The 13,286-nt window shown below is 60.2% G+C and carries 9 protein-coding genes; 8 read left to right on the forward strand and 1 reads right to left on the reverse strand.

Annotated elements, in window-relative coordinates; translation table 11 throughout:
• Positions 1 to 98: 98 nt before the first annotated feature.
• The 5 genes from QMB98_RS04655 (at position 99) to QMB98_RS04675 (ending at position 8,626) form a co-directional block, all read left to right on the forward strand.
• Positions 99 to 1,352, forward strand: a complete 1,254-nt coding sequence (locus tag QMB98_RS04655; protein WP_371684509.1) for a M18 family aminopeptidase — start codon at positions 99 to 101, stop codon at positions 1,350 to 1,352.
• Positions 1,353 to 2,199: 847 nt separating this feature from the next.
• Positions 2,200 to 4,005 carry an ABC transporter substrate-binding protein gene (locus tag QMB98_RS04660; RefSeq protein ID WP_371684510.1) on the forward strand — a complete coding sequence of 602 codons (1,806 nt, stop codon included), beginning with the start codon at positions 2,200 to 2,202 and terminating at the stop codon, positions 4,003 to 4,005.
• 417 nt (positions 4,006 to 4,422) lie between these two features.
• Positions 4,423 to 5,805: an ABC transporter permease gene (locus tag QMB98_RS04665; protein ID WP_371684512.1), complete on the forward strand. Its 1,383-nt coding sequence runs from the start codon at positions 4,423 to 4,425 to the stop codon at positions 5,803 to 5,805.
• 40 nt (positions 5,806 to 5,845) lie between these two features.
• The gene (locus tag QMB98_RS04670) at positions 5,846 to 6,847 is read left to right on the forward strand and encodes an ABC transporter permease (RefSeq protein ID WP_371684513.1); all 1,002 of its coding nucleotides are present in this window, start codon (positions 5,846 to 5,848) and stop codon (positions 6,845 to 6,847) included.
• Positions 6,848 to 6,850: 3 nt separating this feature from the next.
• Positions 6,851 to 8,626, forward strand: coding sequence for an ABC transporter ATP-binding protein (locus tag QMB98_RS04675; protein WP_371684514.1), 1,776 nt, complete (start codon positions 6,851 to 6,853; stop codon positions 8,624 to 8,626).
• A 293-nt stretch (positions 8,627 to 8,919) separates the two neighbouring features.
• Here QMB98_RS04675 and QMB98_RS04680 read toward each other — a convergent pair whose 3' ends face one another.
• The gene (locus tag QMB98_RS04680) at positions 8,920 to 9,534 is read right to left on the reverse strand and encodes a hypothetical protein (RefSeq protein WP_371684515.1); all 615 of its coding nucleotides are present in this window, start codon (positions 9,532 to 9,534) and stop codon (positions 8,920 to 8,922) included.
• Positions 9,535 to 9,724: 190 nt separating this feature from the next.
• Here QMB98_RS04680 and typA point away from each other — a divergent pair, with 190 nt between their 5' ends.
• The 3 genes from typA to QMB98_RS04695 all read left to right on the forward strand — a co-directional run.
• Positions 9,725 to 11,653 carry a translational GTPase TypA gene (typA, locus tag QMB98_RS04685; RefSeq protein ID WP_371684516.1) on the forward strand — a complete coding sequence of 643 codons (1,929 nt, stop codon included), beginning with the start codon at positions 9,725 to 9,727 and terminating at the stop codon, positions 11,651 to 11,653.
• 2 nt (positions 11,654 to 11,655) lie between these two features.
• On the forward strand, positions 11,656 to 12,090 hold the full coding sequence (locus QMB98_RS04690; RefSeq protein ID WP_371684517.1) for a hypothetical protein: 435 nt from the start codon (positions 11,656 to 11,658) through the stop codon (positions 12,088 to 12,090).
• Between the two features lie 255 nt (positions 12,091 to 12,345).
• A partial coding sequence (locus tag QMB98_RS04695; RefSeq protein ID WP_371684518.1) for a peptidoglycan binding domain-containing protein occupies positions 12,346 to 13,286 on the forward strand: 941 nt, incomplete at its 3' end.

Consider the following 13,286-nt stretch of genomic DNA (forward strand, 5'->3'; position numbering starts at 1 on the left):
CTGCGGATCCTCCAAGAATGTGGAGTTTCGCGGTTGGTGAAGCGGGCTCCCACTCTTCTAATCGAGTGGTCGGGATGACTCGGGGTACCGTTGTTGGTATGAACGCGAAGAACCACAGTGCAGATCTGGCTCGTTTCATTTCGGCGAGCCCCTCCTCTTTCCATGCGGCCTACGAGGTTGCTGAACGACTGGAGAAAAGTGGTTATGTTCGTCAGGTAGAAGAAGAGGCCTGGGATGCGAGCCCGGGCGGGCACGTCGTGGTTCGTGGCGGGGCTGTCATTGCGTGGTGGGTTCCGGAGAACGTGGACCAGCTCAGCTTCTCCATCGTCGGTGCGCACACCGACTCTCCTTCTTTTAAGGTCAAGCCGAACCCGCAGTCGACGACCGAGGGGTACGAGCAGGTCAACGTCGAGGCCTACGGCGGGCTCCTCGCAAACTCCTGGCTCAACCGCGACCTTGAGGTCGCCGGCAAGCTTTACACGAAAACCGGTGAGCACCTGGTGCGCACCGGTCCGATCATGGCGATTCCGCAACTCGCCATTCATCTCGACCGTTCTGCGCGGGAAGGTGTTTCCCTCAATCAGCAGCAGCACCTGCACCCAATCTTCTCTGTCGACGGGGCAAGCCTGATGGAGTACCTCGCGCAGAAGGCTGGTGCTCAAGGCGAGGTGCTGGGCTATGACCTCGTCGCAGCGGATACTCAGGCGCCAACGAACGTTGGCCCGAACGGCGAGTTCTTCGCCGCGGGCAGGCAGGACAACCTCCTGTCGGTTCATGCTGGTCTCGTTGCGCTGGAACAGCATGGCGCGAGTTCTGGCTCCGTCGCAGTCTTCGCTGCGTTCGATCACGAGGAGATCGGATCGGGAACCCCAACCGGAGCCGCGGGACCCATCCTAGAGACGGTCCTGCGGCGAACCGCGGCTGCGCTTGGTGCCGAGTCGGAGGAAGACCTCCAACGCGCTTTTGCTCGTTCCTCCTGCCTCAGTGCGGACTGCGGTCATGCGGTGCACCCCAACTATCAGGAGAAGCACGATCCCGCACATCGTCCAATTCTCGGTGGCGGACCGTTGCTCAAGCACAACGCCAATCAGGCCTATATGACTGATGGCTGGGGGACTGCCCTGTGGCGCACGGTGTGCGAGGAGGTTGGAGTCCCGACCCAGGACTTCGTGTCACGTAACGACGTGCCGTGCGGATCCACCATCGGCCCGCTGACCGCTACTCGCCTCGGCATTCGCACGATCGACGTAGGTGCGCCGCTGCTCTCCATGCACTCGGTGCGAGAACTCAGTCATGTCGACGACGCCTACAGCCTCTCGAAGGCAATCGCCGCCTATTGGAACCACTCGTAAGGTGATTGTTCACCGGTGCGCCATGGAGTCTCCTCCGCGGGCGCACCGGTGAACGCCTATGTATAAACCCGTGTGACGACTTTGTTCACCTCGAGTTAACCGGCACGCACATCTGCATATAAGAGGGCGCGTTGAGATTCGGCTCTTCGGGGGTGTGTGTCATCGGGCCGTGCGGCACTTGCTGGGTCTGGCGCACTTTCCCGCCGACCTTTTCCGCCGAGGCCGCGCCGACAAGTGCCGCCTAGCTTCGCTTCTGGGGAAGACGACAAATCAGACAATTGGGCCGCAATCAGTGTTGCGAGTTTGGTGTTTGGGGTAACGCGAGAGGTGCTCGCGGTCGAAGGGCCCGGATTGGTCGAAATGCGAAGTTGTGTCACGGTCTGCGCGCAGTCTCATCACTGGTCAACGCCATTGATTTGCGCCTCTAATGGCGGTCGCAATGCGAGTTTTCGGCACCCTCAAATGTCTCGAATCGTGAAACAGTGTTTATTGTGAGGAAACATACTTTCTGGACAGTTTCACTTTTTTGCAAGCGAAACCAAATGTGATGATTGCGTGAGGATTTAAAGCAGGTTTTGGCGAAAATTCGCCATTTTCGCGCTCCAGCAATGTTGCTGGGTGTGACGCTTGGTGCGATCTGGTGAAGCAGTGGAGCAAATATAACAAACTGATAAATTATGCCCCCTAGTCGAGCAATGTGTTCGACACCGCTAAACGCCTATGTATACTACAGACACTTAACAAGATGTGGTGACTGCCTCATCTGCTAGGACAACTCAGTACTTTTGGAACCACCCGGAACCGGGGCACTGGGATGAATCACTTAATTCTGATCAAAGGTGACATTGTGAAGCGAAGAAGAACATACTCGCTTGTTGCTGCGTCAGCCGCTGTGGCTCTGGTGCTCAGCGCATGTACGACTGGTAGCGACGACGAAGAGACAACCGCTGGTGGCGACGAAACGTCGACCTCTGACGAAACCACCGATGGTGAAGGCGGCGAAGGTGGTACCCCGACGGGTACCGTTTCGTTCACCACCGGTGCGGACGAGTACGCGGGCTACAACAACCTGCTCTCCAGCACCTACTCGACCGGCAACTCTGTCGTTAACGACCGCATGTCGACCGGCTTCGGCTACTTCGATGCGGGCGGCGAATGGATCAACGGAACCGATCTCGGCTCCTACGAGATGATCTCGGAAGATCCGCTGACCGTCGAGTACACCATTAATGAGGAAGCTGTTTACCAGGGCGGCACCACCATTACGTGTGAGGACTACTACATGGACTGGGTCGCCCAGAACCCGCAGTGGATCCTTGACGCGAACGATGGCGCCCCGCTCTTCGACAACGTTTCCGCTTCCGACACCTACGCCATCCCCGTTGGTGCTGGCCCCGAGTGTGAAGCTGGCGATCGTTCCTTCGTTATTACCTACAGCGACCCGAACCCCGACTGGGAGCTCGTTGTTTCCGGCGCTCTGCCCTCCCACGTTATTGCTGCCAAGCTCGACATGAGCAAGGAAGAGCTCTTCCAGGCATTCAAGGACGAGGACTTCGAGGTTGCTCAGGCAGCTGCTGAAGAGTGGAACAACTGGTACTCCCCGAACCCGGGCGAACTTCCCCCGGCTGAGGAAACCCCGTCGTACGGCCCGTTCACCTACCTTGAGGGTGGCTGGCAGCCCGGCGAGTACATCACGCTCGTTCCGAACCCGGACTGGTGGGGCGAAGCCCCCGGCGTTGAAGAGCTCGTCTTCCGCTTCATTGCACCCGAGGGCCAGATGCAGGCACTCGACAACGAGGACGTCAACGTCATTGAGCCACAGGGTACTCAGGACGCACTCGACACCCTCGAGTCCATGAGCGGCATTGAGATCCTCACCGGCCCCACGATGATCTGGGAGCACGTTGACTACAACTGGGCAGAAGGCTCCGTCTTCTCCGACGCAAACGGTGGTTTCGAACTCCGTGAAGCATTCGCATACTGCGTGCCTCGCGAGGAAATCGTTGAGCGTCTCGTGAAGCCTCTCGATGAGGACACCGAGGTCCTGAACCTCCGCGAGTACTTCCCCTCTGACCCGAACTACGACACCGTTCTCGAAGCATCCTACGATGGCCGCTACGATTCGGTTGACATCGAACGCGCCAAGGAGCTCGTTGCCGAGTCCGGCGTCGAGAACCCGACCGTTCGCCTCGGTTACTCCGCACCGAACCAGCGTCGTGCTGACACCGTTGCTCTCATCCAGTCCTCCTGTGCAGAGGCCGGCATCACCGTTGAAGACATCGGCTCGTCCGACTTCTTCGCACCGGGTGGCGCCCTCGACACCGGTAACTACGATGCTGCTCTGTTCGCATGGTCCGGCTCCGGCCAGATCGTCTCCGGCGCAAACATCTACATGACCACCGGTCAGCAGAACTACCACGCATGGTCGGATGAGACCGTGGATGAGCAGTGGCGTCGCGTCCAGACCTCCCTCGATGAGGATGTCTGGCTCGAGGCTAAGGAAGAGATCGAAAAGGTTACCTGGGACGAACTCTTCAACCTGCCCCTCTACGTGCACCCCGGCATTGTGGCCCACACTGAGGGTCTGCAGAACGTGGAGCGCAACCTCACTAAGTCCGGCGTTGTTTGGAACGCTGAACAGTGGACCTGGTGAGGTTAGCTAACCCCACTGTTTCCCAGTAAAAGCCGCGTAGCGGCGGGAATGGTTTAAGTAACTTAGCCTTCCCGCCGCTACGCGGCTTTACATTGGACGTAGTACCCCGCTGACCAGGCCGAAAGTCACGGCCGGTCAAATTTCGCGATCAGCAAACCTGCTCGTAGAATGCCTACGTGTGCAACGAGGTGATCCCTCTCGCAGTACGGAGCCCGAGCGAGAAATGCTTGGCAATTGGCCTGGGGACGCACCTTCCAGAAAGAAGTACGAGACGTGTTCAAATTTATATTGAAAAGAATCGGCATCTCAGCCTTGATTCTTTTTCTCGCATCTGTGCTGGTCTACGCTCTGACAGTTAACTCAGGCGACCCGCTGGCAGACCTGCGAGAATCCAATGACTCCAACCGACAGAACCGCATGGATCAGCGTATTGCTCAGATGCGGCTCAACGACCCCTGGTATGTCCGCTACTGGGACTGGCTCAAGGGTATCCTCGGTTGTTTCCGCCTTCAGTGCGACTTTGGCCAGAACCGTTCCGGCCAGGACGTCAACCAGCTCCTCGGCAACGCGGCAGAGTCAACTCTTCGACTCGTCCTGCTCGCCACGATCCTCGGTATCGTGGTCGGTATCTTCTTCGGTGTGATGGCTGCTATCCGTCAGTACTCCGGCTTCGACTACGCCGTGACCCTGGTTGCCTTCGTTTTCTACTCGTTGCCCGCATTCGTGTTCGCCGTCCTCCTCAAGGAGTTCGGTGCGATCCGATTCAATAATTGGCTAGCGGCCCCAACCTTTAACGCGATATTCATAGTTGTCGTATCGGCATTGCTCGCGTTGTTCATGCAAGCGATCCTGGCTGGATCCGCAAAGAAGCGTCTGATCGTAGCCGCCGCGACATTCCTGGCTTCTGCTGGCATCTTCCTCGCGCTCGATGTGACCGACTGGGTCTCCAACCCGATCGCGGGTCTGTGGATCGAAGTTTCGACCGGCATCGCAGCCGCAGTTCTCTTCACGGCACTGATCTCCAATATCAAGAACCGTCGCGCTCTCGGCATTGCTCTTGGTTCCGCCGCCGCCATGGTGGTCGTCATCGTTGCATTCAGTGGCGTGATCGCCGATCCCTCGTGGGTCTCTCTTCTCGGAATTCTGCTCCTCGGCATCGTCATTGCGATCGCTTTGGCGCTGTTCTTCGGCGGATACGCGAAGCGCTCGATCATGTGGGCGAGCATCTGGACCGTTGTCTCGATTTGGTTCGCCATGCTGGCCGACTTCCTTGCCCGCCACTGGGTGGACTACATCGAACTCGTTCGCGGTCGCCCGATCTCCACGATCGGTTCCGTGTCACCGAACTTCCGCGGCGCGGATGACTTCTGGCTGAACTTCCTCGATACGACCACGCACCTAATTCTCCCGACCCTGTCACTGACGCTCATGTCGGTTGCTTCCTACACGCGTTACACGCGCTCCTCGATGCTGGAAGTCCTTGGACAGGACTACGTACGTACGGCACGTGCTAAGGGCCTCCCCGAGCACACCGTGATGACTCGTCACGCATTCCGTAACGCACTCCTCCCCATCACCACGATCGTGGCCTTCGACTTCGCCGGACTCATCGGTGGTGCGGTTATCACCGAGAAGGTGTTCGGCTGGAAGGGCATGGGTGAGCTGTTTGAAACGGCTCTGAGGAATGTCGATCCCGATCCAGTCATGGCGTTCTTCTTTATTACTGGTGGTATCGCGGTGCTGATGAACATGTTTGCGGACATCTTGTACGCCTACATTGACCCAAGGATTAGACGGTGAGTCGCGTGCTAGAACTGATGAATTTGAGGAGTGACTCCTAATGGAAAATACAGATCCCAAGGCTCATATCGCAGCCGTCGGCGACTTCAACGTTGCCGAGCTCGATGATGAAGTTCTAGATTCGACAACCGACAAGTCGTACTCGCAGGGTCAGCTTGTGCTGCGCCGCTTCCTGCGCCACCGCGCAGCCATGTTCTCCCTGCTCGTGTTCCTGTTCATTGTTGTCATCGCCTTCACCTCGATCGGCTTCGGCCCGTTCCCGGGCTGGTGGAAGCACAACTACACGACCACCTACGACATCGTGAACAACCGCGCACCAACCATCGGCTGGTTCACCCTCGGTGAGCACCCGATGGGTCAGGACACGGTCGGTAAGGACTACTTTGCGCTCATCATGCGCGGAACCCAGCGCTCCATCATCATCGCGTTCGTCGTGGGCATCGTCTCCACCCTCATCGGAACGATCGTGGGAGCCCTCTCCGGTTACCTCCGCGGTTTCATCGAGACCGTCCTCATGCGCATCACCGACCTCTTCATCGTGATCCCGCTCCTGCTTCTCGCAGCAGTCGTTGGTCAGCTCGCGAACGAACGTCTCGGCGGCGGTATCCTCGTCCTTGCGTTACTGCTCGGTGTCTTGTCGTGGACGGGCTTGGCCCGACTCGTGCGCGGCGAGGTCCTCTCGCTCCGTGAACGCGAGTTCGTGTACTCGGCGCAGGCACTCGGTGCCTCCACCCCGCGCATCATCATCAAGCACATCCTGCCGAACTGCCTCGGCACGATCATCGTGTCCGCGACCCTCGCGATTGCGTCCGCGATTCTGCTTGAAACGTCCCTGTCCTTCCTCGGATTCGGCGTGAAGGCTCCCGACACTTCTCTCGGCCTGCTCATCTCGCAGTACCAGCAGAAGTTCTCGAGCCAGCCCTGGCTGTTCTACTGGCCGGCAGCTTTCATTCTTGCGATCGCACTATCGGTGAACTTCATCGGTGACGGCCTGCGCGATGCGTTCGATCCCCGCCAGAAGGCCAAAGGAAAGGTGAAGTAAGCCATGATCTTTGGAAAGAAGAAGGCTGAAGAGGCTCAGGAAACAACCATCCAGGATGCCTCCGAGATCATCGAGGTGCACGAGAAGACCGGCGAACCCGTTCTCTCCTTCAGTGACCTCAACGTCCAGTTCGCTACCGAGTTCGGTCGCGTCCATGCCGTCCGCGGCGTCGATATCAACGTCCAGCCGGGTGAGGTCGTTGCCCTCGTGGGTGAGTCCGGTTCCGGTAAGTCCGTGACCTCCATGAGTGCGCTCGGGCTCCTGCCCAGCAACTCGAAGGTGGACGGCGACATCACCGTTGCTGGCCACAGGGTCCGCACCATGTCCTCGAGGGGATGGCGCAACCTCCGCGGCCAGGACATCGCCATGGTGTTCCAGGAGCCCATGACGGCCCTGAACCCAGTTCTGACGATCGGTCTGCAGATCACCGAGGCTCTCGAGCTGCACGGCATCGCCTACGGCAAGGCCGCAACCGAGCGCGCAGTCGAACTGCTCCGCATGGTCGGTATCGATAACCCCGAGGCACGTGTCGAGCAGTACCCGCACGAGCTGTCCGGTGGTCAGCGCCAGCGCGTTGTCATCGCCATCGCCATCTCGTGCAACCCGAAGGTGATCGTTGCGGACGAGCCGACCACGGCTCTCGACGTGACCGTCCAGGCCGACATCCTCGACCTCCTGCGTTCGCTCAAGGACAAGCTCAATACCGGCATCCTTCTCATCACCCACTCGATGGGCGTTGTGGCCGACATGGCGGACCGCGTGCACGTCATGTTCCGCGGCAACATCGTTGAGTCCGGGACCGTGGTCGAGGTTCTCAACCACGCGAAGCACCCTTACACGAAGCGTCTTCTCGACGCCGTCCCTCACCTGGGTCAGGGCCGTGCGCAGTTCGGTCTGAAGGAACTCGAGGACTCCGGCCTCGACCTGTCGAAGACCGTTCTCGACGTCAAGGACCTCGTTGTTGAATACGACGTGTGGGGCAAGCCCCCGTTCCGCGCCGTCGACAAGGTTTCCTTCGACCTCGCGGCACGCGAGATCGTCGGCCTCGTGGGCGAGTCCGGTTCCGGTAAGTCCACGATCGGTAAGTGCATTCTCGGCCTCCAGCCGGCCGCCGAAGGCGAGGTTCGCATCTTCGGTGACAACCTGGTTGGCATGGAGAAGAACGCGGTCAAGAAGATCCGCAAGGACATTGGGGTGGTCTTCCAGGACCCCGCAGCATCCCTGAACCCGCGCTTCCCGGTCGGTGACTGCATCGCAGAACCGCTCGTCGTGCACAAGGTTGGTTCGAAGAAGGAGCAGCGTCAGCGCGTGTACGAGCTTCTCGATGCCGTGCAGCTGCCCCGCTCCACCTACAACCGTTTCCCGCACGAGCTGTCCGGTGGTCAGCGTCAGCGCGTCTGTATTGCTCGCGCACTCGCACTCAACCCGTCACTCCTGATCGCTGATGAGCCGACCTCGGCTCTCGACGTGTCGGTCCAGGCCACGGTGCTCCGCATGCTGGCCGACCTTCAGTCCGACTTCGGTTTCGCCTGCCTCTTCATCTCCCACGACCTCGCGGTCGTCGACCTCATGGCGCACCGCGTCGTCGTTCTCCAGAACGGCAAGGTCGTTGAGCAGGGTCTGTGCACCGACGTTCTGCACAACCCGAAGGAAGAGTACACGAAGCGCCTCATCGCGGCCGCTCCGGTTCCCGAACCGATCGAGCAGAAGCGCCGCCGCGAGGAGCGTCACGAGCTCCTCCGCGAATTCGGTGACGACGTCTCCGAGCTCAAGATCTAAGCAACTCGGCTAGTACAGAATCTCAGCCTCAGGGGTGGAACGCAGGTTCCACCCCTGAGGCCTTTCTGTACTCCTTGCCCTGCTGTTTGACTCGATCTGCACGCGTCACTCGCAGGTAACGATCGATTAGCGCGGGCCCCCGCATCCCGCCACTTCATGACCTGGCCCCGGACTCGCATTGAGAAGAGGGCGTCAAGAAGGGAGAAGGGGGTCAATAAGAAGGAGAGAAAGGCACGTCCCCAGCTTCTTTGCTGGGGACGTGGGGGAGTGGCTTTGGTTCTCCTTGGGCTCGCTCAGCTCGGGATGGCGGAGATGAGACCGAAGTAGATGAGTGCGACTGCGATGACTGCGATGCCGACGCGCATGGGGTCGATTGACTTGGTGCGGGGGCGGTCTGGCGCGGTCCTCGTGTATTCCTCGGACATGCGCTGCACGAGGGAGGCCGCTTCCTTCATGTTGGTCGTGTGTTTGTACTGGCCGGAATTGTTGAGCCGGATGTACTTGGACTCGCTCGGGGTCCTGTGGAGGGGATTGCTCTTCGGGAGCGCGGTGCGGCCGCGCGACAGACCACCCGAGCCGGGGAATGAGGAGACGATGTCGGAGTGGCTGGAAGACACGATGTGCATCCCCAGCCTCATGTCGAGGTCGGAATAGTCCTTCCACGTGATCGTGCGGTTCGTGAACCAATTGACGGCCGTCAGACCCTCCCGATCCAGGTTGAGGGACGGATTAATGAAGAACACGTAGGCGAGGAGCAGGCCGCCAGCGAACACCATGAGAGGGCCTGAGAAACCGACTGCGTTCGGATCGATCAGGGTCACGATCAGGAAGATCAGGAAGAACACGGCAAGGAAGAGTGCCTTGGCGAATTGTCCCGTTGAGCGCAGACGATAGATCGGTTCAGTCATGTCTCCCATTGTCGCAGGTTCTGCCACTGGTCTAAGCATTCGCAAAGTTTCCTAGAGGCGTTCGTCCCAAGTTTGGTGAACTGGATCGCTCAAAGCTCTGCATGCGCCATTCGGCTTGTACCATAAACCCTGGATCCCATTGGGTCCCATCCACGCGCATGCGCGCTCAGAAAGGAACCGAGCAACGCCGGTGAAAGTAACTCGCTCAGACATTCGAAATGTAGCAATCGTGGCCCACGTTGACCACGGCAAGACCACCCTCGTTGACGCCATGCTGTGGCAGTCCGACGTCTTTGACTCCCACGCCTCCGTTGAATCCACTGGCGAACGCGTCATGGACTCGGGAGATCTTGAGCGAGAAAAGGGCATCACCATTCTTGCGAAGAACACCGCCATCACCTATCGCGGTGAGCATGCAGCCAAGCATGGTGCTCCCGACGGCGTCACGATCAACGTTGTCGACACCCCCGGCCACGCCGACTTCGGTGGCGAGGTTGAGCGCGCACTGTCCATGGTTGATGGTGTGGTGCTCCTTGTCGATGCTTCGGAGGGTCCGCTCCCGCAGACCCGCTTCGTGCTCCGCAAGGCACTCGCAGCGAAGCTTCCCGTCATCGTTGTCGTCAACAAGGTTGACCGCCCCGACTCCCGCATCGACGGCGTCGTGTCCGAAACGACTGACCTGCTCCTCAACCTGGCGTCTGACATGGAGGGGGATGACGATGTTGAGGTCGACATCGACGCACTCCTTGACGTTCCCGTCATCTACGCATCCGGCAAGGCAGGACGCGCCTCCGCGGTCAAGCCCGAGGATGGCACCCTTCCCGACTCGGAGAACCTCGAGCCCCTGTTCGACGCGATCCTGACGAACATCCCGGCCCCCACGTACGACGATGAGGCACCCGTTGCCGCTCAGGTGACGAACCTTGACGCATCCCCGTTCCTCGGTCGTCTCGCTCTCGTGCGCGTGCACTCCGGAACCCTGTCGAAGGGTCAGACTGTTGGATGGCGCAGGCAGGACGGCACCATGTCCAACGTCCGCATCTCCGAGCTGCTCCGCACCGTTGGCCTTGAGCGCGTGCCGGACAAGGAAGCGGGCCCCGGCGACATCGTGGCCGTTGCTGGTATCCCCGAGATTACAATTGGTGACTCCCTCGTCGATCCCGAGAACCCGATCGAGCTTCCCGCGATCCACGTGGACGAGCCCGCCATCTCCCTCACCATCGGTATCAACACCTCGCCGCTTGCCGGCAAGGTCAAGGGCCACAAGCTGATCGCACGTCAGGTCAAGGACCGTCTCGACCGCGAACTCGTCGGTAACGTCTCGATCCGCGTGCTGCCCACCGAACGTCCCGACGCCTGGGAGGTTCAGGGCCGTGGTGAGCTCGCGCTCGCCATCCTCGTTGAGCAGATGCGCCGCGAGGGCTTCGAACTCACCGTGGGCAAGCCCCAGGTTGTGACGAAGCTTGATGAGAACGGCAAGGTTCTCGAGCCGTACGAGCAGATGACGATCGATACTCCCGAGGAGTACCTCGGTGCGATCACGCAGCTCATGGCGGCACGCAAGGGCCGCATGGAAACGATGACCAACCAGGGCACCGGCTGGGTCCGCATGGAGTACACCGTGCCCGCTCGTGGCCTCATCGGCTTCCGCACCTACTTCCTGACCGAAACCCGCGGCACCGGCATCGCCTCCTCCCTGTTCGCAGGTTACGACGCGTGGGCCGGTCCCATCGAGTCCCGCATCACCGGTTCGCTCATTGCCGACCGTCAGGGCGCGGTCACCCCGTTCTCCCTCCTGCGCCTCCAGGACCGCGGTACCTTCTTTGTGGAGCCGACCCAGGAAGTGTACGAAGGCATGGTCGTCGGCGAGAACCCGCGTGCCGAGGACATGGAAGTCAATGTCGTTCGCGAGAAGGAACTGACCAACATGCGTGCAGCTTCCGCTGACACGTTTGAGGTTCTCGTTCCGCCCCGCAAGCTCACGCTTGAGGAGTCGCTCGAGTTCATCGAGGAAGACGAGTGCGTTGAGATCACTCCCGAGCTCATCCGCATCCGCAAGGTCATCCTCGATTCCCACGAGCGCGTGAAGGCAAACCGCAAGAGGGCCCAGGGGAAGTAACGGTGTCCTCGTTCAGGAAGCTCATGGCGGGGCCGGAGATGTCCCAGTCGGCACGCATCGGTTTTTACATCGCGGGTGTGGTGCTGGGCGGCATGTCTGCCCTTCTCGGTACGGTCACCCATTCGGGTGGCATCGATGGGGGCATCACCGGCGTCGTCGTGGCTCTCCTGACAATCCTCGCGGGCTCCGCTGCCTTCCTGCTGCTCTCGGGCAGCACCGGGTGGGTGTGCTACGGCCTCGGCCTGCTCCTCACCCTTCTCCTGTCCAGCATGCACTCGGACGGCGACGGCATCGGGACCATCAATCAGTACCTCACGACCTGGTGGTCCTACGGTGCCCCCGCGGCTCTTCTCCTTGGCGTTGTTGTGGCTTGGATCGGGTACCTCATCCTCGGGGCCGATCAGGCCTCGGATACTGACAACACCGACTCCAACTAGTACGGCTCAGCACCCGCGGTCACGGAACCTTCCGGTGTCCGCGGGTGTTGCGATGTGATGCCTGTGCAAGGTTCGGCGCTGAAGCCGTCAAAATGACTGCCAGTGACGTGAGGCGTTGAATACCGCGGCATGTGGCGGACCTGACGGTACGGTAGCCAAACTGTAACGTTCTCATCAGGATCTTTACACTGTGCGGCGTTAGACTAGCCAAGTGTTTGATATGGAAGGCACGAGATGACGTGGAATGATGACGACATGAGTGAGTCTATCGACCAGGGTAGCGACGCTCCTAGGAAGCGGAAGCTCTGGCCGTGGATCACCGGTGGCGCTGTTGCAGTGGCCGCGGGCCTCTACGTGGGCGCGGCCTTCTACTTCGCCGATCTCATTCCAGCCAACACCTCCGTGTCCGGAGTATCGATTGGTGGCATGACCGAAGAGGATGCTGCCGCGAAGGTCGAGAGCGAGCTCCAGGGAGTGGTGAGCGAACCCGTACCGGTCACGGTCGCGGGCACCGACATCTCCACCGAGATCGATCCGGCCGGCACCGATGTCAAGGTCGATGGTGCCGCCACGGTCGAGGGGCTCACCGGCCTGTCGTTCAATCCCGCCACCCTGTGGCGCCACATGTCGGGCAACACGGAACTCGAACCCGTTGTCTCGTTTAACGAGGAGGCACTCCACGAGACCGTGGCGTCCCTTAATGAGCAGCTTGGTACCGAACCCGTGAACGCGACGATCAAGTTCGCGGGTTCCACGATCCAGACCACTCCGCAGGAAAACGGCGTGGGAATCGACGCCGACAACGCTGTCGAGGTGCTCCAGCAGGGCTGGCTCTCCCAGTCGCGCCCGATTGAGCTACAGCCCACGGACCTCGAGCCCGAGATCACCGATGCCGATGTTGAGGCGGTTCGTACCGAGCAGGCTGAGCCTCTCGTTGCTTCGAGCCTGACCGTCATGGTTGGTGAGCGCGAGATTGTTCTCGAACCCACGGCGCTCGCCGAGGCGGCTTCCTTCGAAGAAGCCGACGGAGAGCTCACCATGTCGATCGACACCGAGCAGCTCGTCAACCGTGTCGTTGACGGTGCGGGCGACGATCTTGACGCCCCGAAGGACGCTCAGATCGTCATCGAGGATCACAACGAGGGACCGGTCATCAAGCCGTCCGAGAATGGCATGGTCATCGACCGGGAGGCTAC

The organism is Flaviflexus sp. (genome assembly GCF_041440645.1).
Lineage (GTDB): Bacteria > Actinomycetota > Actinomycetes > Actinomycetales > Actinomycetaceae > Flaviflexus.

Bases quoted from the DNA above. Each gene is read 5' to 3' on its own strand.
- QMB98_RS04670 (WP_371684513.1), top strand. From the start codon at position 5,846: ATGGAAAATACAGATCCCAAGGCTCATATCGCAGCCGTCGGCGACTTC.
- QMB98_RS04675 (WP_371684514.1), top strand. From the start codon at position 6,851: ATGATCTTTGGAAAGAAGAAGGCTGAAGAGGCTCAGGAAACAACCATC.
- QMB98_RS04680 (WP_371684515.1), bottom strand. From the start codon at position 9,534: ATGACTGAACCGATCTATCGTCTGCGCTCAACGGGACAATTCGCCAAG.
- QMB98_RS04655 (WP_371684509.1), top strand. From the start codon at position 99: ATGAACGCGAAGAACCACAGTGCAGATCTGGCTCGTTTCATTTCGGCG.
- QMB98_RS04665 (WP_371684512.1), top strand. From the start codon at position 4,423: ATGGATCAGCGTATTGCTCAGATGCGGCTCAACGACCCCTGGTATGTC.